The organism is Pseudonocardia zijingensis (genome assembly GCF_042657305.1).
In the GTDB taxonomy this organism is placed as follows: domain Bacteria; phylum Actinomycetota; class Actinomycetes; order Mycobacteriales; family Pseudonocardiaceae; genus Pseudonocardia; species Pseudonocardia zijingensis.
The window spans coordinates 132576-149744 of the sequence record NZ_JBHSKO010000010.1 but is presented as its reverse complement, the minus strand read 5'-3'; the positions used below and the strand labels follow the sequence as shown (position 1 = coordinate 149744).

General features: G+C 73.0%; 19 protein-coding genes. 8 read left to right on the top strand and 11 right to left on the bottom strand.

Going from position 1 to position 17169, the window contains the following annotated elements; all coding sequences use genetic code 11:
• Both ACFPL3_RS20980 and ACFPL3_RS20975 read left to right on the top strand, forming a co-directional pair.
• Window positions 1-1275 (top strand): aconitase X catalytic domain-containing protein, encoded by a 1275-nt coding sequence (locus ACFPL3_RS20980; protein ID WP_343945685.1) that lies wholly within the window; start codon window positions 1-3, stop codon window positions 1273-1275.
• Entirely contained in the window at window positions 1272-1700 is a 429-nt protein-coding gene (locus tag ACFPL3_RS20975) for an aconitase X swivel domain-containing protein (protein ID WP_343945686.1), read from the top strand. The genes ACFPL3_RS20980 and ACFPL3_RS20975 overlap by 4 nt, the downstream gene beginning before the upstream one ends.
• A 32-nt stretch (window positions 1701-1732) precedes the next feature.
• Here the strand turns inward: ACFPL3_RS20975 and ACFPL3_RS20970 are convergent, their stop codons facing one another.
• A complete protein-coding gene (locus tag ACFPL3_RS20970; RefSeq protein WP_343945687.1) occupies window positions 1733-6532 on the bottom strand; it encodes an NAD-glutamate dehydrogenase in 4800 nt (1599 codons plus the stop codon).
• Between the two features lie 67 nt (window positions 6533-6599).
• Window positions 6600-7289 carry a DJ-1/PfpI family protein gene (locus ACFPL3_RS20965; protein ID WP_343945688.1) on the bottom strand — a complete coding sequence of 230 codons (690 nt, stop codon included), beginning with the start codon at window positions 7287-7289 and terminating at the stop codon, window positions 6600-6602.
• 165 nt (window positions 7290-7454) lie between these two features.
• Between ACFPL3_RS20965 and ACFPL3_RS20960 the strand changes: the two genes are divergently transcribed.
• On the top strand, window positions 7455-8402 hold the full coding sequence (locus ACFPL3_RS20960) for a GlxA family transcriptional regulator (RefSeq protein WP_343945689.1): 948 nt from the start codon (window positions 7455-7457) through the stop codon (window positions 8400-8402).
• A gap of 107 nt (window positions 8403-8509) precedes the next feature.
• Here the strand turns inward: ACFPL3_RS20960 and ACFPL3_RS20955 are convergent, their stop codons facing one another.
• Window positions 8510-8968, bottom strand: a complete 459-nt coding sequence (locus ACFPL3_RS20955; protein WP_343945690.1) for a hypothetical protein — start codon at window positions 8966-8968, stop codon at window positions 8510-8512.
• Between the two features lie 47 nt (window positions 8969-9015).
• Between ACFPL3_RS20955 and ACFPL3_RS20950 the strand changes: the two genes are divergently transcribed.
• Entirely contained in the window at window positions 9016-9156 is a 141-nt protein-coding gene (locus ACFPL3_RS20950; RefSeq protein ID WP_343945691.1) for a hypothetical protein, read from the top strand.
• Between the two features lie 25 nt (window positions 9157-9181).
• On the opposite strand, the gene ACFPL3_RS20945 is transcribed toward ACFPL3_RS20950, so the two are convergent.
• From ACFPL3_RS20945 to ACFPL3_RS20935, 3 genes are all read right to left on the bottom strand, one after another.
• A complete protein-coding gene (locus tag ACFPL3_RS20945) occupies window positions 9182-10285 on the bottom strand; it encodes a zinc-dependent alcohol dehydrogenase (RefSeq protein ID WP_343945692.1) in 1104 nt (367 codons plus the stop codon).
• Between the two features lie 177 nt (window positions 10286-10462).
• Window positions 10463-11521, bottom strand: coding sequence for an ABC transporter substrate-binding protein (locus tag ACFPL3_RS20940; protein WP_343945693.1), 1059 nt, complete (start codon window positions 11519-11521; stop codon window positions 10463-10465).
• 3 nt (window positions 11522-11524) lie between these two features.
• The gene (locus ACFPL3_RS20935; RefSeq protein WP_343945694.1) at window positions 11525-11710 is read right to left on the bottom strand and encodes a hypothetical protein; all 186 of its coding nucleotides are present in this window, start codon (window positions 11708-11710) and stop codon (window positions 11525-11527) included.
• Window positions 11711-11977: 267 nt separating this feature from the next.
• Here ACFPL3_RS20935 and ACFPL3_RS20930 point away from each other — a divergent pair, with 267 nt between their 5' ends.
• Window positions 11978-12136 (top strand): hypothetical protein, encoded by a 159-nt coding sequence (locus ACFPL3_RS20930; RefSeq protein WP_343945695.1) that lies wholly within the window; start codon window positions 11978-11980, stop codon window positions 12134-12136.
• Window positions 12137-12707: 571 nt separating this feature from the next.
• Here ACFPL3_RS20930 and ACFPL3_RS20925 read toward each other — a convergent pair.
• The gene (locus tag ACFPL3_RS20925) at window positions 12708-13475 is read right to left on the bottom strand and encodes a carbohydrate ABC transporter permease (RefSeq protein WP_343945696.1); all 768 of its coding nucleotides are present in this window, start codon (window positions 13473-13475) and stop codon (window positions 12708-12710) included.
• Window positions 13406-13873 (bottom strand): carbohydrate ABC transporter permease, encoded by a 468-nt coding sequence (locus tag ACFPL3_RS20920; RefSeq protein ID WP_379589587.1) that lies wholly within the window; start codon window positions 13871-13873, stop codon window positions 13406-13408. Before ACFPL3_RS20920 ends, ACFPL3_RS20925 begins: the two co-directional genes overlap by 70 nt.
• Before the next feature lie 23 nt (window positions 13874-13896).
• Here ACFPL3_RS20920 and ACFPL3_RS20915 point away from each other — a divergent pair, with 23 nt between their 5' ends.
• A complete protein-coding gene (locus ACFPL3_RS20915) occupies window positions 13897-14031 on the top strand; it encodes a hypothetical protein (protein WP_343945698.1) in 135 nt (44 codons plus the stop codon).
• Between the two features lie 176 nt (window positions 14032-14207).
• Here the strand turns inward: ACFPL3_RS20915 and ACFPL3_RS20910 are convergent, their stop codons facing one another.
• On the bottom strand, window positions 14208-14579 hold the full coding sequence (locus ACFPL3_RS20910; RefSeq protein ID WP_343945699.1) for an STAS domain-containing protein: 372 nt from the start codon (window positions 14577-14579) through the stop codon (window positions 14208-14210).
• A gap of 102 nt (window positions 14580-14681) precedes the next feature.
• Window positions 14682-15428, bottom strand: a complete 747-nt coding sequence (locus ACFPL3_RS20905) for an FkbM family methyltransferase (RefSeq protein ID WP_343945700.1) — start codon at window positions 15426-15428, stop codon at window positions 14682-14684.
• Between the two features lie 49 nt (window positions 15429-15477).
• Between ACFPL3_RS20905 and ACFPL3_RS20900 the strand changes: the two genes are divergently transcribed.
• Window positions 15478-16236 (top strand): putative protein N(5)-glutamine methyltransferase, encoded by a 759-nt coding sequence (locus tag ACFPL3_RS20900; RefSeq protein WP_379589571.1) that lies wholly within the window; start codon window positions 15478-15480, stop codon window positions 16234-16236.
• A gap of 11 nt (window positions 16237-16247) precedes the next feature.
• Here ACFPL3_RS20900 and ACFPL3_RS20895 read toward each other — a convergent pair whose 3' ends face one another.
• Window positions 16248-16607 carry a cupin domain-containing protein gene (locus tag ACFPL3_RS20895; protein WP_343945701.1) on the bottom strand — a complete coding sequence of 120 codons (360 nt, stop codon included), beginning with the start codon at window positions 16605-16607 and terminating at the stop codon, window positions 16248-16250.
• A 49-nt stretch (window positions 16608-16656) separates the two neighbouring features.
• On the opposite strand from ACFPL3_RS20895, the gene ACFPL3_RS20890 reads away from it, so the two are divergent.
• Window positions 16657-17118 carry a DnaJ family domain-containing protein gene (locus ACFPL3_RS20890; protein ID WP_343945702.1) on the top strand — a complete coding sequence of 154 codons (462 nt, stop codon included), beginning with the start codon at window positions 16657-16659 and terminating at the stop codon, window positions 17116-17118.
• The last annotated feature ends 51 nt before the right edge of the window (window positions 17119-17169 follow it).

The following is a 17169-nucleotide window of genomic DNA, read 5'->3' as shown; positions in this document are numbered from 1 at the left end:
ATGAAGCTCACCGACGACGACAAGGCGATGCGCGACGGGGCCGAGGGCCCGGCTGTCGCCGCGGCGATGGACCTGCTCATCCGCTACGGCGAGGCGCTCGACGCCGAGGAGCTCTGCGATGTGCGCAACGTCGCGGGCACGACCACACAGCCCTCGCCCGCGAAGGCGAGGCTCGTGGCGGAGGGCGGCTGGGAGAAGGCGTTCTCGGTGATCAACCTCGACGCCGACGAGGCGCTCCCGGTGCCGGACATGAAGGTGCCCACCTGCCAGCTCCAGCACGGGTTCGGGCCCGACTCGGTCGGCATCGCGCCGTACCCGAAGCAGTTCGTGGAGCTGCAGTCCGACGCCGAGGCGTTCTACGGCAGGCGCGGGGTGCACATCCTCGCCACCTGCACGCCCTACCAGGTGGGGAACCTGCCCACGCGCGGCGAGCACATCGCGTGGATGGAGTCGTCGGCGGTCGTCTACGCCAACTCGGTGCTCGGGGCCCGCACCAACTGCGAGGGCGGGGCGTCGACGGGCGCGGCGAGCCTCACCGGCCGGATCCCGTGCTGGGGCAACCACCACGACGCCCATCGGCGCGGCACCCACCTCGTGCGCGCCGACGTGCCGGTGTCCGGCTTCCGCGACTGGGGCATGTTCGGCTACTTCGTGGGCGAGCTGGTGCAGGAGGCGCGCCCGGTCGTCGTCGGCGAGCTCGACCGGCCCGACCTCACCCAGCTCAAGCACTTCGGGGCGGCCGCGGCGTCGTCGGGCGGGGTGGAGCTCTACCACGTCCCGGGCATCACCCCGGAGGCCCCGGACGTCGAGACGGCGTTCGGCGGCACCGTCCCGGAGGCGGTCGGCTACGGCCCGGCCGAGCGCAGGCGCGTCTACGAGACCCTCAACGACCAGGGCAGCTGCACCGACGTCGACTTCGTGCTGCTGGGCTGCCCGCACGCCTCGCTCGACCAGATCCGGGCGACCGCCCGCGCGCTGGAGGGCCGCCGCCTGCACTCGGGCACCCAGCTGTGGATCATGGCGCCGCGGGCGCTGAAGGACACCGCCGACCGCAGCGGCTACACCGCCGTCATCGAGGCGGCGGGCGGGAAGATCCTCGCCGACTCCTGCCCCGCGATGTCGCGCTCCGCCCCACCCGGCACCAAGGTGTTCGCCACCGACTCGGCCAAGCAGGCGCACTACCTGCCGGCGATCCTGGGCATCGAGGCCTGGTTCGGCACGCTCGACGAGTGCGTCGACGCCGCCGTCACCGGGCGCTGGAGGGGTGAGCTGTGACCACCGCACCGACCGTTCTGCGCGGCCGCACCGTGGTGCCCGGCGTCGTCGAGGGCGAGGCGCTGGTCTCGCACGAGACGATCTCCGGCTGGGGCGGGATCGACCCGGCCACCGGCACGATCATCGAGCGCCGCCACGAGCTGTGCGGCGTGTGCTTCACCGGCAAGATTCTCGTCTTCCCTGGCGCGAAGGGCTCCTCGGGCTGGTCGGGCTTCTTCCAGACCACCCGCCTGCTCGGCACGGCACCGATCGGGATGATCTTCTCCGTGGTCACGACGAAGGCGGCGCTGGGCGCGGTGGTGACCCGGGTGCCCGCGCTGACCGACCTCGACCACGACCCCACCACGGTGATCGAGACCGGCGACCACCTCCGCCTGGACGCGACCGCCGGGACAGTGGAGATCCTGCGCCGGGCGGGGTACTAGCGGGTCTCCGGGGAGATCACCGGTGTGAAGCACTAACCGCAGCCCGCCCGCACCAACGTCCGGATCTCCCTCAGCGCGACCGAGACCGTGGCCAGGTCCGACCGGCCGCTGGCGGCGATCTCGTCGAGCAGGCGCAGGCAGCGCATGGCGGCGGTGTCGGTGGTCGCGATCCAGTCCCGCACCTGCTCGCGCCCGTCGCCGCCCGACCACCCCGAGCGCACCACTTCCGCCGTGATCGCCGAGTGGACGACGTGCAGGTCGTCGCGCAGCGTCGCCCTGGCGAGGGCGGGCCAGCGCTGGTCGCGCGGCAGGTCGAGGATCCGGCTGCGCAGCCAGCCGAGCCGCAGGTGCTCCTCGAGCGCGAAGTGGACCTGCGCCACCTCCCCGACCGGACGCCCGGTGGCGCGGGACACCGAGGTGATGTCGAGGGCCGCGATGAGGTCGGGCGACGTCCGCACCGCCCTCGCCAGCTCCTCGGGCACACCGGCCGCCACGTGGTCGCGCACCGTCCGCTCCAGCGCCGCCCGCCGGTCGTCGCCGATGAGCTGCGGGATCAGCGGCGTGAGCTCCCGGACGCCGGGCCCGATGTGCTCCACGGTCTCGGCGATGTCGAGCGGCTGCTCGCGGTTGCGCAGCACCCAGCGGGTGGCCCGCTCGGCCAGGCGGCGCAGCTCGAGGAAGAGCGAGATCTGGGTGCGGGTGGCGATCACGTCCTCGAGCGCCTCGAGCCCCGCCCACAGCGCTTTCAGCCCGAAGATCTCCCGGGCGGCCGTGTGCGCGCGCACGACGTCGGGCGCCGACAGGCCCGTCTCGTCGGCGAGGCGCCAGACGAACGTCATGCCGGCCCGGTCGACGACGCGGTTCGCCACGCGGCTCGCGACGATCTCCCGCCGCAGCGGGTGCTCCCGGATCCGGCGCGGGTAGCGCTCGCGCAGGACGGCGGGGAAGTACCGCTCGAGCTCCCCGCCGAGGAACGGGTCCTCCGGCACGTCCGAGCCGAGCAGCTGGTCGGACAGCTCGATCCGGCTGTGCGCCAGCAGCAGCGCGAACTCCGGCAACTGGAGCCCGCCGCCGATCTCGGCGCGGGCCATGAGCTCCTCGGTGCCGGGCAGCTGATCGCGGGCGCGGTCGATCCGGCCGGAACCCTCCAGGGCGTCGAGGTACCGGGCGTGGACGTCGCGCATCGCCGGGGCCTGCGCGGAGTCGAGGTGGACCGCCCGCGTCTGGGCGTCGCTGTCGGCAAGCACGGCGGCCGCGACGTCGTCGGTGAGCGCGGCGAGCAGCTCGTCGCGCTGCTTGGCGGTGAGGTCACCGTCGCGCACCACGCCGTCGAGCAGGATCTTGATGTTGACCTCGCGGTCGGAGCAGTTCACCCCCGCCGACCCGTCGACGACGTCAGCGTTGATCTGGCCACCGTGCAGCGCGTACTCGGTGCGGGCGCGCGGCGTGAACCCCCGCTTCCCGCACTCGCCGGCCACCCGGCACCGCAGCCCGGCGGCGGCGACCCGGACGGCGGCGTTCGGCTTGTCACCCACCTCGGAGTTCGGTTCGGCCGACGCCTTGACGAACGTGCCGGCGCCGCCGTGCCACAGCAGGTCGACCGGGGCTTCGAGGATCGCCCGGACGAGCTCGTCCGCGGAGAGCGAGTCCGCATCGACGCCGAGGGCCCGGCGCGCCTCGTCCGACAGCGGCACCTCCTTCGCCGTCCGGGAGAACACGCCACCACCTGCGGAGATGGCCGCGCGGTCGTAGTCGGCCCACGACGCGCCCGCCGTCCGGCGCAGCTGCGCGCGCTCGTCGTGGCTGCGCCGCGGGTCCGGGTCCGGGTCGACGAAGACGTGCCGGTCGTCGAAGGCGGCGACCAGCTTGACCCGGTGGGACGGCGGCACGCCGGTGCCGAGCACGTCCCCGACGCCGACGGCGGTGACGTCCTCGTTCCGCACGTCGACGCCGAGCGCCCGCAGGTGCCGCGCCACCGCCGCCCATGCGCCCCGCGCGACGATGCCCATCGCCCCCTGGTCGAAGCCGGGTGAGCCGCCGGACGCGAACGCGTCGCCGAGCCAGAAGCGGTACCCGCGGGCGACCGCGTTGGCGATGTCTGTGAACGCCTCGGTGCCCTCCCCCGCCGCCACGACGAGGTACGGGTCGTCGCCGTCGTGCCGCACGACGCGGGGCGGCGGCACGACCCGGCCGTCGACCACGTTGTCGGTGACGTCGAGGAGCCCGCGCACGAACGTGCGGTAGCACTCCGCGGCGTCGGTGTGCCGCTTCCCCACGAACGCGCCCTTCGCGCCTGCGGGCACCGCCACCGCGTTCCCGACGGTCTGGGCGCCGACCATGCCGGCGATCTCGGCGCGGAAGTCCTCGGGGCGGTCCGACCAGCGCACCCCTCCCCGCGCGATGGGCCCGGCGCGTAGGTACAGGCCCTCGACCCGCGGCGAGCACACGAAGGTCTCGAACGCGGGCCGCGGTTCCGGCAGGTCCGGGACGGCGCGCGGATCGAGCTTGACGGCGAGCGAGGTGGCCCCGCCGGCGTAGAAGTTCGTGCGCAGCGTCGCGGTCACCAGGTTGAGGAGGCTGCGCAGCACCCGGTCCTCGTTGATCCGCGCCACCAGGTCGATGCGCCGCTCGATCTCGGCGACGGCCTGCTTGGCGGTGAGCCCGCGGTCCTCGCGCGCGTCGAGGGCGGGGTCGAACCGGATCGCGAAGAGCTCCACGAGCCGCGCCGCGATCTCCGGGTTGTCCGCGAGCGTGCGCGCCATGACGTCCCTGCCGAACGGCGTGCCGACCTGGCGCATGTACCGCACGTACGTGCGCAGGACGGCCACGTCCGGCGCGCGCAGGCCGGCGCGGAGCACGAGCCGGTTGAGCCGGTCGTCCTCCACCTCGCCGCGCCACACCGCGGAGAGGGCCTCCTCGAACCGGTCGCGCACCGCGGCGACGTCGAACCCGCCCGGGTCCTCGTGCCGCAGCCCGAGGTCGTAGATCCACAGCGGCGGCGCGCCCGCGGGCCGCACCTCGTAGGGCCGCTCGTCGACGACCCGCGTGCCCATGTTCTCCAGCAGCGGCACGACGTCGGAGAGCATCAGCGGCTCGCCGTGCCGGTAGAGCTTCAGGCGCGGCACCGGCTCGATGCTGTCGAGCAGCGAGTACAGGTGCAGCGCGAGACCGTCCGGCGGGTCCCCGGCCAGCAGCGACTCCAGCCTGCGGATGTCGCCGACCGCCGTCCGCGGCGTGTGGTCGTCCTGGTAGCCGGAGGGCAGGGCGTTCGCGTAGCGGCTGAACAGCAGCACGCCGCGTTCCTCGCCGAACTCCTCGACGAGCGCGTCGGCGAGGTCGTCGGTCCACGTGCGCAACGCCGCGCGGAGCCGGGCCTCGATCAGGGAGGCGTCCAGTTCCGGAACCGTGCCCGGCTCGATGTGGATCACGTAGTGCAGCCGCGCCACCGCGCCGTCCGTCACCAGCGCCGACTCCTCGGCGTGCACGCCGTGGAACGCGCCCATCAGCGTGTCGCGGATACACACCCGCGCCGCCTCGTCGAGCCGCCCGAGCGGCAGGTCGACGAAGCAGGAGAAGAACCTCCCGAAGCCGTCACGGCGCACCCGCAGCCGCAGCCGCTCCCGGTGCTGCAGCTCCAGGATCGCGATGGCGTCGCCGTACAGCTCGTCCACAGTGGACTGGAGGATCTCGTCGCGGGGGTAGCCGTCGAGGATGTCGACGAGCACCTGCGCCTCGTGGCCGTGGCACGGGTCGGCGGCGCGGTCGAGCACCGCCCGCAGCTTCTGCCGCACGATCGGGACGTCCGCCGGCGGTGCCTTCGCCACGCCCCGCGGGTAGAGCCCGAGGAAGCGCCGCTCCCCGACCGCCCTCCCGTCCTCGTCGAACCGCTTGACCCCGACGTAGTCGAGGTGGCTCGCGCGCTGCACCGTCGCGCGCGAGTTCGCCTTCGTGATGTTGAGCAGCACCGGTTCCTGCAGCTTGCGGCGCACGTCGGGCGGCAGCGTCGCGACCGGATGGGGCGCGGGCTTGCGCCGGGTGCCGCGCAGGATGCCCAGACCGGACCCGTCGACGGCCACCAGCACCTCCCCGCCCGGCGCGCCGACCAGCTCGTACTCGCGGTAGCCGAGGAACGTGAAGTGGTCGTCGGCGAGCCACCGCAGGAAGTCCGCGGCCTCCGCCCGGTCCGCCGCATCGACGACCGGCGCCTCCGCGAGGAGGCCCCGCGCGATCTCGACCGCCCGCTCCCGCATCGCGGCCCCGTCCTCGTGCACCGCGCGCACGTCGCCGAGCACGCGGCACAGGTCCTCGCGCAGCCGCTCGAGCACGGCCGGGTCGGCCTGGCGGTCGACCTCGATGTGGTGGAACGACTCCCGCACCGCCTCCCCGTTGCCGGGCTCTCCCTCGCCCAGCACCGAGAGCAGCTCGCCGCCCGCGCCCCGCGCGACCTCGAAGACCGGGTGCAGCGCCAGGTGCAGGCCGAGTCCGTGGCGGGCGAGCTCGGTCTCGAGCGACTCCGGGATGAAGGGCATGTCGTCGGCCACGACCTGCACCACGGTGTGCGGGCAGGCGAAACCGTCCTCGTCGAACGTCGGCGAGCACACCGCCACGTTCAGCTCACCCGGCCCGCGGCGACGCGCCAGCCGCAGGTGGGCGAGCGCCGTGCCGAACAGGTCGGGCACGGCGCGCGCGGCGAGGTCCTCCGCGGCGACCCGCTCGTAGTACCGGTCGACGAGCGGGAGGAACAACCCGGCGTCGCGGCCCATGCGGCTCGACGCGTACTGCCGCACGCGTGCGAGGACCTCCGACCGGTCGTCGTGCGGGACGGCACGCATGCCTCGCTCCTCCCGGCTCGCCTCAGGCAAGGCTGCACCTTCGCGGCCGTCTTGGGGAGTCCGCGGCTCAGCCTGCTGCGGGATACCCGCGGCCCTCGGGCCAGAGGCGCTTGCGTGCGTCGCCGTCGGTGCGCGCGGCGAGGGCGTCGGTCAGCTCCCGGACCGACGGCGGCACCTTCGGGGGAGCTCCCGTGTCGAACGGCGGCTGGGGGTCGTACTCGATCTGGAGCTGGATGGCCTGCGCCGTCTCGGCCCCGTGCAGCTTCGCGACGACGGCCAGCGCGAGGTCGATCCCGGCGGAGACCCCTGCGCCGGTGATGATCTTGCCCTGGGTCACTACGCGCTGCGCCGTGGGCTCGGCGCCGTAGGCGCGCAGGCGGTCGTAGCTGCGCCAGTGCGTGGTGGCCTGCAGCCCGTCGAGCAGTCCCGCGGCGCCCAGCAGCAACGAGCCGGTGCAGACCGAGGTGGTGTACGTGGTGTGCTCGTGCGCCCCGCGGATCCAGTCGATCACGGGCTGGTAGGCCTCGGGGATCCGCGTCGGCGTGCACCCGCCGGGCACCAGGAGGATGTCGGGGCGCGGGATCTCGTCGAAGGTGTGCTCGATGTCGAAGTGCAGCTCGCGGTCCTCGTCGTCGAGACGGCCGCGGTGGGCGGCGCACACGACGGTGTCCATGTCGGGGTGCTCGGCGAACACCTGGTAGGGGCCGATCGCGTCGAGGACGGTGAATCCGGGGAAGAGACCAACGGCGACCTGCATGACTGCGCTCCTGCCGTATGGGTGGGCTGGTGGTGCGTCCACTCTGCGGACGAGGACGGTGCGGCGTCGACGACACGCACCCCACGGAACGCGCCACGACGGGATGGCGCGATCCGTGGGGTCCCGGGCGTGGACGACGCGGCCGCGGCGGCGCACGCTGGAGCAGTGCAACCCGGGTCGGTCACTCTGGTGATCTTCGAGGACTTCCAGGCGCTCGACCTCGCCGGTCCGTTCGACGTCTTCGGGGAGGCCGGCTACGGGTGCCGGGTCGTCGCGCGGCAGGCGGGCCCGGTCCGCTCGAACACGGGTCTGCCCGTCCTCGCCACGGGCATCGCCGACGCCGACCCCCGTGCCACCGGAACGTTGATCGTGGTGGGCGGTTGCGGGGTCCACACGGCCCGGGACCAGCGGGACCTCGTGGCCTGGATCGCGACCGCCGCCGAGCACGCGCAGCGGGTGACCTCGGTCTGCAGCGGGACGTTCCTGCTCGCCGAGGCCGGGTTCCTGGACGGGCGGCGCGTCACGACGCACTGGAGGGACGCCGGCCGGCTGGCCCGCGAGTTCCCTGCGGTCGAGGTCGACTGCGAGCCGATCTTCATCCGGGACGACCGGCTCTGGACCTCGGCAGGCGTCACTGCGGGGATGGATCTCGCACTGGCGATCGTCGAGGCCGACCTCGGCCGGGACGTGGCACTCGACATCGCCCGCGACCTCGTGCTCTACCTGCGAAGGCCGGGGAACCAGTCGCAGTTCGGCATGCCGCTCTGGTCGGCGCAACCCGCCACCGACGTGCTCCGCAAGGTCGTCGACGCGATCCACAACGACCCCGGCAGCCGCCACAGCGTCGCCGATCTGGCGTCCGTGGCCGGGCTCTCCACCCGCCACCTGCAGCGGCGGTTCACGAAGGAGATCGGGATGCCCCCCGCCGCCTACGTCGAACAGGCCCGCATCGAGGCGGCGCAACGGGCGCTCGCCGAGCGCGACGACCCGGTCGAGACCATCGCCCGGCGCTACGGGTTCGGCACGGCCGAGACGCTGCGCCGGGCGTTCCACCGGCTGGTCGGCATCGCACCCTCCGACTACCGGGACCGGTTCCGGACGGCCTACAGCTGATCCGGGTGGGCAGCCCCCCGCCGACGCGGCATGATCGCATCGGGGGGAGACCGGCGAGGGGGGCGGGACGTGCGAGAACACGGGCTGCCGCTGTTCGTCGAGGGCAGCTACCTGGCGGTGCTGGACCGGGGCGGCGACGTCACCAGACTGCCGCTCACCGGCGACGGGGCTGTGGTGGCGCTGGCGCCGTACCGGCACTCGAGCTCGGCGAGCACCGAGGAACACGGCTCGGGGGTGCGCACGTGGTGGCGGGTGGCGGGCCACGAGCGCGGCCACCGCCCTGCGCAGCCCGGGGACCATTCGATCGCCCAGGTCGGCTTCACGGCCGGGCCGTACCACCAGCGGTCGTGGCAGTACGAGATCGAGTGGGGCATCGCCGCGCTCGACCGCCACGGCACCGTGCTCCTGCGCATGCGCCCGCTGCGAGAGCTGGAGCGGGTGCGCGGCTTCGCGGCCGACTGCGGGCTGGCGTTCCACGAGGAGCAGATCACCGACCCGGCGCGGCTGGCCCGCTCCCCCGTGGTGGTCACCGGCACGGACGTCCTGGTGGGCAGGGGCGCGCGCATCGCGATCCAGGCCACCGCGTTGCTGGTCGCCCTGATCGTCGGTCGCGGTGTTCGCCGCTGCGTTCGCCGCGCTGGGCGCCGGCCCGTCCGTCCCGCTCGCCGCGGTGGCCGGATTCGTCGCCCGGCTCGTGGCCAAGCAGCAGCTCACCCGTTACGCCGCCAGGGTCGCCGCGCGGTCGCGCGGCTGACGCCCGGCGGCGCACAGCCCGGGAGTCAGGGGACGACGACGACCTTCATCGGGTCGCCATCGCGCTCGCGGACCACGCGGAACGCCTCCGCGATGTCCTCGAGCGGGAACCGGTGGGTCACCAGCTCCTCCCCGCGCAGGCCGCCGGACGCGGCCATCGCCATCGCGCGCTTGACGTTGTTGCCGCCCTCGCCGCGCGAGGTGTACATCGAGATGTCGCTGCGCACGGCCGCGGAGAGGTCGAGCGTGACCGGGCCGGGGTAGAACGCCACGAAGACGATCTTCCCGGCGCGCTTGGTCATCGCGATGCACTGGTCGGGCACGTCCGACCCGCCGGAGGTCTCGATCACCCAGTCGGCGCCGTCGCCGCCGGTCAGCTCCCGCACCCGCGCCACCGGGTCGGTCTCCCGGGCGTTGACGACCTCGGTGGCGCCGAGCTGCCGCCCGACCTCCAGCCGCGACTCCCGGGTGCCCACCAGCGTGACGCTGCGGGCGGCGAGCTGGCGGCACAGCTGCACGGTCATCAGCCCGATCGGGCCGGGCCCGACGACCACGACGTCCTGGCCCGCCATGTACCCGCCGGCCACGTCGATGCCGTAGAGGCCGGTGCCCGCGGTGGTGACCAGCACGGCGTCGGCGAACGAGATGTTGTCCGGCATCTTGTAGAGCGCCTTCACGTCGTGCACGGCGTACTGGGCGAACCCGCCGTCCACGGTGATGCCGCTCGCCCGCTGCCCCTTGCCGGGCTTGGCGTAGTTCAGGCAGGCCGTGTACTTGCCGATGATGCAGTTGTCGCAGCGGCCGCAGCCCGCGTGCACCTCGATGGCCACGCGGTCGCCCACGGCGAACTCGTCCACCGACTCGCCGAGGGCCACCACGGTGCCCGCCCACTCGTGGCCGGGCGTGAACTCGCCGAACGGCGGGGTCTGCGGGAAGTGGCCGTCGAAGATCTTGAGGTCGGTGCCGCAGGTGCCGCACATCGCGACCTGCACGAGCACCTGGTGCGGCCCCGGCTGGGGCACCGGGCGGTCGACCACCCGGATGTCACCGGGCCCGAAGAGCACGGCGGCGCGCATCGTGTCGGGGACGGTGTGCGCGGTCGCGGGAGACGCGTCGACGTCGGCGGTCATGTCACTCCTCGGGTCGCTGTGGTGGTCGCGGCGGGCAGTGCCGCTGCAGGGCGTCGGCCGCGTGGCCACAGGATCATGCAGGACGCCGCCGGGTGAACCGATCTGAGACAAACCTCGCACGGACCGGCCCGCAGGTGGTCACCGCCCCGCCCGGAACGGGGCGGTGACCAGCGGGGGTCAGCGCCAGCGCGCGTCGCCGGTCTGCACGCCCAGCGAGTCGACGGCGTCGATCACGGGGCCCGCGTCGACGAGGCTGTCGTACTCGGGAGCCTGGTTCTCGAGGATGCCGAGCTCCCCCATCCGCCGCATCGTGGCCTTGATGCGAGCCTTGTCGAGGCCGGTGTTCACCGGGAAGACACCCTTCTCCCCGAGCAGGCGGTCGTAGGCCTGCGAGATCACGTCCTCGTCGAACTCGGTGGTCTTCGCGACGATCTGGACGGTCTCGGCCTTGTTCTCGTACATGAAGCGGTGGGCGCGCGTCAGCGCCGTCATGAAGCGGACGGCGACGTCGCGGTTCGCCTCGAGCCACGAGCGCGACACGAAATACGTGCCGTAGTGGTAGTCGGGCACGACGTCGGCCATGTCGGCGATCACGTGCATGCCCGGGTGGTCACGCTGCACCGCGACGGCCTGCTCGGTCTGCAGGATCGCGTTCTGGATCCGCCCGTCCACCAGCGCCGCGTTGTAGGACTGCGCGTCCACGGGGATGTAGGACACGTCCTCGGGCGTGAGGCCCGCCGACTGCAGCACGAGGCGCGTCATCACCTCGCGGAACGCCCCGACCTCCTGCACGCCCACCTGGCGGCCGCGCAGGTCGGCAGGGGTCTGCACCTCCGCGGGGGCCACCGAGGAGACCGTCAACTTGTCGGTGTAGGCCCCGATGATCACGACGTCACCACCACCGGCCGCCGCGTTCACCACGGGCTCGATGCTGGCGCCCCCGATCTCGAGCGCCCCGCCGACCACACCCTGCACGACCGACACGCCGGACCGCAGGTTCTGCGTCTCGACGCTCAGGCCGGCCTCGGCGAGGAAGCCCTTCTCGATCGCGACGGCGATGTCGGCGTTGGCGAAGCTGGTGACGCCGGTCGGCAGGCCCACGCGGATCGCCTGGCCCTCCGGCCGGGGCTCCCCGCTCTGGGCCGGGGCGTCGCCGAACGCCCCGCAGCCTGCGAGCACGCCCGCCACGGCCAGGGCGGCGAGCGCGGTGTGGAGTCGTCTCACGGGTCGTCGCATGAATCAGTCCTTTGCTGCCCACCGCACGACTTCCCGCTCGGCCCATTCGCGCTGCGCCGTCAGCGGGGGGCCGAGCAGCGCGAGCAGCAGGATCGGGACGAAGGTGCGGTCGGTGCGGAAGCTGTTGCCGTTGGTGACGATCGGTCTGTCGAGGCCCGCGAATGCCGTGCAGCACCCCGCGACGATCACACCGATCAACGCGTGCGCCCGATGGTCAACCGCAAGCCGGTGACAACATACGACAACGGGCGAACCGCAAGATCAGGTCGATCCGGATCGTGCTCCCTCCGTTGCAGAGCACTGCCCCGACCCGACCAGTTCTGATCCACTTCCGCACCGCTGAACTGCGTCGCGGCTCGCACGTACGGCCGTTCGGGCGTATCGTCCGTTCGATTCTCGGAATCGCATTCCGCTAAGCGGAATGCAGCTCGACGAGGAGCACCGGAGGTTGCTGACATGACCACCCGGTCCGGCGCAGGGGGCGGCGGGACGAGTGAGCGGAGGGAACTGCGGCGCGTCGTCTTCGGCGCGCTCGTGGGCACCGCGCTCGAGTGGTACGACTTCTTCATGCCGCATCCGCGCCATGATCACGGCTTTGGCGCGTTCCCGGGCTGATTCCGCCCGGGAACGCGCCGACTCCTCGATCATGGGCCGGCGGCAGGCGCGATCGGCGGCGAGGAGCACATCAGGGCTGCTGGACTCGGCAGGCGTCCTGTGGCGGGCCCGGTGCCGAGCCGTACTCCCGCGTCCCGACGCGTGCCGTGGTGTGCTGCTGGACGCGAACTCGACCGGAGGTCTTCCGGTCATCGATGCAGGACCGTGATCATCAGTACCTCACGATGGCGCCGACCGCCACGAGGTACTGGTCATCGCGGCCGGAGACGTCAGCAGGCGACCGAACAGCACATCACGGTGGTGACGCCAACGCCGGCGTGCTGCTCGAGCTGATCGCCACGGGCCGGCAGCACCTCAGCGTCGTAGGACCGCCCTGGTGCGACTCGGCGCGCACTCTGCCTGGCGGGTCGCGGTCACAGGTGCAGGCCGGTGATCATCAGCACGGCGACGCCAACTGCCGCCAAGTGCTGATCATCGCGGCCGGGTACCGGCAACCGCCTGATCCGCACGTCACGGTCGTGCTCCGACCCTGACGTACTGATCAACATGACCTTCCGGCGCCAGCAGCATCTCAGCGCTGTGCCGGGCCCCACGGCGTCTGGCTGGTGGCGTCGACGAACGTCCGCAGCGCCACGGGCACCGTGTACATGTCCGGGTCGGTCAGGAAGATCAGCTGGCTGAAGAAGTCGTTCCAGGTCCAGATGAACGTGAAGATCGCCGTGGTGGCGAGCGCGGGCAGCGACATCGGCATGATGATCCGCCAGAAGATCCCGGTGTGGCCGCAGCCGTCGATGCGCGCGGCCTCGTCGAGCTCGCGGGGGATGCCGCGGATGAACTGCACCGTCAGGAACACGAAGAACGCGTCCGTGGCCAGCAGCTTCGGCACGATCAGCGGCCAGTACGTGTTGATCCGGTCCAGCTGCGAGAACAGGATGTACTGCGGCACGATCACCACGTGGATCGGCAGCATGATCGTGCCCAGCATGATCGCGAACCACAGCTTCTTCCCGCGGAACTGCAGGCGCGCGACCCCGTACGCGGCCAGCGAGCAGGCCAGCAGGTTGCCCACGATCGAGCCGGCCACCACCACGAGCGAGTTGAGGATGTAGTGGTGGAAGGGGTGGGCCAGCGCCGTCCAGCCCTCGGCGTGGTTGACGGCCGTGAAGTTCTCCGAGCACAGGCCGGGGCTGGAGAAGATCTCGTTCGTCGGCTTGAACGAGCTCGAGAACGTCCAGATCAGCGGGTAGATCATCACCAGGCCGAGCAGGATCAGCCCGAGGTGCGCGAGGATCCGCGGCCTGCCCGCGGACCGTCGTCGGATCGTGTCGGTCGTCGCCATAGAACACCCGGTACTTCGAGGCCAGGAAGTTCACGGCGGTAGCAGCGCGACGACCATGAGCAGCACCCACGCGAGCGCGGACGCGTAGCCCATGTCGAGGTTGCCGAAGCCGCGTTGGTAGAGGTAGAGCGGTAGAACAGCGTGGAGTCGGCCGGCCCGCCGCTGCCGCCGCTCACGACGAACGCCTGCGTGAAGGTCTGGAACGACCCGATCAGCTGCAGCACCAGGTTGAAGAAGATGATCGGCGGCAGCAGCGGCAGCGTGATCGAGACGAACCGGCGCACCCGCCCCGCGCCGTCGATCGCCGCGGCCTCGTAGTACATCTGCGGGATCTGCCGCAGCCCGGCCAGGAAGATCACCATGGGCGAGCCGAACGTCCACACGTCGAGGACGATCAGCGTGCCGAGCGCGTACGCGGGGGGTGGACACCCAGCCCGGCGGGTCGGCCACCCAGACCGCCCGCCGCAGCAGCGTGTCGACCAGCCCGTCGGTGCCGAACATCTGGCGCCAGAGCACCGCGATCGCCACGCTCGAGCCCAGCAGCGAGGGCAGGTAGTAGATCGAGCGGTACAGCGCCAGCCCGCGCTGGCCCTTGTCGAGCAGGAGCGCCAGTGCGAGCCCGCCGGGTCCCGCGCGCCCGCCGCGGCATCCGGAGCTTCCATGATCGCCGTTCGGGAGCGGAACCCGACACCAGGCGTCGGGAAATGCGCCAGACCGGCGATCAACGCGGCCTCAGGACGTCCGGTGCCCGTCGCCACCGAGGAGGGCCTCACCGAGGCTGTGGCACACGTCGAGGTGCTCGTGGATGGCGGCGGCCTGGAAGGCGCGGGCCACGGCCGAGCCCGCGCCGTCGATCACGATCTTGAGGTCGATCCCCCGCTGCGCGGCGTGCTCGTGCGCGTCGACGAGCACGGCCAGGCCCGCCGAGTCCAGGAAGCCCACCGCGGTGAGGTCGACGACCACACCGGACGGGACCCGCTCAGCCGGGGCGTCGAGGAGCTCGTCGAGCGCCGCACGCAGGCGCGGGCCCGAGGTGAGGTCGATGTCCCCGCTGACGGTCAGCACGCTGACCGAGCCGGCCTGCACCGGCGTGATCGTCACCATCCTCCGGTTGCTCCGCTCGACGTCGAGGTGTTGCCGGGCCGAGCCAAGAACCCTACCCCGAACGGGGGAGGGTGGGAGGTGATCGAGATCAACCGCCGGTGATCACGCCGCGGTGGTGAGGCGCGCGTAGACGTCGCCGGAGCGCCCGAGGGGCCGCACGCGCTCCAGCAGCGCCACGAGGTCCGGCGCGTCGAGCCAGTGCTCGGAGGCGAACCGCATGGTCTCGACGGGCGAGTAGTTGTAGCGGTACGCCCCGAGCTGCCCCACCCGTTCCAGCACCGCGAGGGCCTGGTCGTGGGTGGGTGGCAGGTACTCGAACGAGAGCGCGGGCAGCGGCCTGGACAGGCCGGCGAGCACCTCCGACTCGAAGCCCTCGACGTCGATCTTGCAGAACGCCGGCAGGCCGTGTGCGTCGATCAGCGCGTCGAGGGTGGTGACCTCCACCTCGACCGAGCGGTCCCACCGCACCTTGGCGAAGCTGCGGTCGGCGGACACCGACTCCCGCCAGCCCGCCGACATCGACGAGACCGTGGGCGTGGCGGTCGAGACGCCGAGCCGGGCCCGGCCCGCCTGGGCACCCACCGCGCGCGGCTCGATCACGACGTCGCGGTCGCGGCCGAAGAGCAGCCGCAGCACGCGCAGGCAGTCGGGCTGGGGTTCGACGGCGATCACACGCGCGCCGAGCCGCCGCCAGGTGCGCACCCGGCCGCCGACGTGGGCGCCGATGTCGAACGCGATGTCGCCGGGGCCGAGGAACTGCCCGTAGAGGCGCACGGCGCGCCGGTGCTTGGCGGGCTGCCCGTGGTAGATCACCAACGAGCGCGCGAGACCCCAGGCGCGGGCGAGCATCCGCAGACCGTACCGCGGCTCCTTTCGCGCGGTCTGCGAGACTGCGTCCGTGCCCGATGTGATCGCCCGGCTCCGGGCGGCGGGTTGCGTGTTCGCCGAGGACGAGGCGCGGTTGCTCGTCGAGGCAGCGGCGGGCCCCAAGGAGCTGACCGAGATGGTCGACCGGCGCGTCGCCGGGCTCCCGCTCGAGCACGTCCTGGGCTGGGCCGAGTTCGCCGGGCGGCGGATCGCCGTCGACGGGGGCGTGTTCGTCCCGCGGCGGCGCACCGAGCTGCTCGGCCGGGAGGCCGCCGCGCTGGCCGCGCCCGGCGCCGTGGTCGTCGAACTGTGCTGCGGGTCCGCGGCCGTCGGGGTGGTGGTGGCCACCGCCGTGCCCGGTGTGGAGCTGCACGCCGCCGACGTCGACCCGGCGGCGGTGCGATGCGCCCGCCGCAACGTCGCCGCCGTGGGTGGGCAGGTGCACGAGGGCGACCTCGACGCGCCGCTGCCCGCGCGCCTGCGCGGCCGCGTCGGCGTGCTCGTGGCCAACGCCCCCTACGTGCCCACCGACGCCGTGGGGCTCATGCCGCCCGAGGCGCGGCTGTACGAGCCGCTGGTGGCGCTCGACGGCGGCGCCGACGGGCTCGACGTCCACCGCCGGATCGCGGCCGCGGCCCCCGGCTGGCTCGCGCCCGGCGGGCACCTGCTGATCGAGACGAGCGAGGGCCAGGCCCCGGGCACGGCCGCGGCGATGGACGCCGCCGGCCTCACCACGCGTGTGGTGCGTGACGCCGACCTGGACGGCACGGTCGTGGTCGGGCGCCGCTGAGCGGCGGCGCGTCAGTCGCGGTGGACCGTCTCGGGGGCGAACGCGGGCAAGCAGACCGCCACGTACTCGGCGCCCTCGGGGCCGGGCGAGCTGTAGCGCACCCACTCCCCCGCCGCGGTGTGCACGGCCTGCCCCGCCGCCACGGTCAGCTCGCCCCCCTCGTGCTCCACCCGCAGCGCGCCGTGCAGTACGAGCGTGTACTCGTCGAACTCGGGCCGCTGTCCGGGCTCCGACCATCCCGACGGGCTGCGCATGTGGGCCACGGAGACGCGGGACTCGCCGGTGTTGACCCGGCCCACGTACTCGTCGATCGTCTTGGGTGGCTCGCCCGCCGCGGTGACGCGGCTGGGGCGCTCGATCAGTTCCGGCATGGCCCGATCCTCGTCCCCGCGCCGGGTACCGTCGCCCGGGGGAGGCGGCATGGCGAACGAGGGCTACTGGGCACGCTACGAATCCGTGATCGACCAGCAGATACGCATGGCCGAGGAGCGCGGCGACTTCGCCGACCTGCCCGGCCGGGGCAAGCCGCTGCCCGGCCTCGACGGACCGGACGACGAGAACTGGTGGATCCGCCGGTGGGTCGAGCGTGAGGGCCTGCCGTCCGACGCCCTGCTGCCCACCCCGCTGCAGCTGCGCAAGGAGGCCGAACGGCTCCCGGAGACCGTGCGTGACCTGCCCACCGAAAAGGCCGTGCGCGCCGCCGCCTCCGAGCTGAACCGGCGCATCGCGGAGTGGGTGCGCGCCCCGTCCGGGCCCGCCGTGCCGATCCGGCTGGTGGACGTCGAGGCGATCGTGCACGGCTGGCGGGAGACACGGCCCGCACCGCAGGCCCCGCCCGCGGCCCCCGCGCCCGAGCGGCGCCGCTGGTGGCGCCGCCGATAAGCCCCGTCCGCACCCCAACCGCGCACGCGTGCGGCGGGTCGTCCTGCTCGA

Coding starts and splice junctions, on each gene's coding strand:
- ACFPL3_RS20980 (WP_343945685.1), top strand. CDS start 1: ATGAAGCTCACCGACGACGACAAGGCGATGCGCGACGGGGCCGAGGGC.
- ACFPL3_RS20970 (WP_343945687.1), bottom strand. CDS start 6,532: ATGCGTGCCGTCCCGCACGACGACCGGTCGGAGGTCCTCGCACGCGTG.
- ACFPL3_RS20910 (WP_343945699.1), bottom strand. CDS start 14,579: ATGGTGACGATCACGCCGGTGCAGGCCGGCTCGGTCAGCGTGCTGACC.
- ACFPL3_RS20955 (WP_343945690.1), bottom strand. CDS start 8,968: ATGCGCGCGCCCCTGCCCACCAGGACGTCCGTGCCGGTGACCACCACG.
- ACFPL3_RS20895 (WP_343945701.1), bottom strand. CDS start 16,607: ATGCCGGAACTGATCGAGCGCCCCAGCCGCGTCACCGCGGCGGGCGAG.
- ACFPL3_RS20940 (WP_343945693.1), bottom strand. CDS start 11,521: ATGCGACGACCCGTGAGACGACTCCACACCGCGCTCGCCGCCCTGGCC.
- ACFPL3_RS20945 (WP_343945692.1), bottom strand. CDS start 10,285: ATGACCGCCGACGTCGACGCGTCTCCCGCGACCGCGCACACCGTCCCC.
- ACFPL3_RS20965 (WP_343945688.1), bottom strand. CDS start 7,289: ATGCAGGTCGCCGTTGGTCTCTTCCCCGGATTCACCGTCCTCGACGCG.
- ACFPL3_RS20905 (WP_343945700.1), bottom strand. CDS start 15,428: ATGCTCGCCCGCGCCTGGGGTCTCGCGCGCTCGTTGGTGATCTACCAC.
- ACFPL3_RS20930 (WP_343945695.1), top strand. CDS start 11,978: ATGACCACCCGGTCCGGCGCAGGGGGCGGCGGGACGAGTGAGCGGAGG.
- ACFPL3_RS20925 (WP_343945696.1), bottom strand. CDS start 13,475: ATGGCGACGACCGACACGATCCGACGACGGTCCGCGGGCAGGCCGCGG.
- ACFPL3_RS20890 (WP_343945702.1), top strand. CDS start 16,657: ATGGCGAACGAGGGCTACTGGGCACGCTACGAATCCGTGATCGACCAG.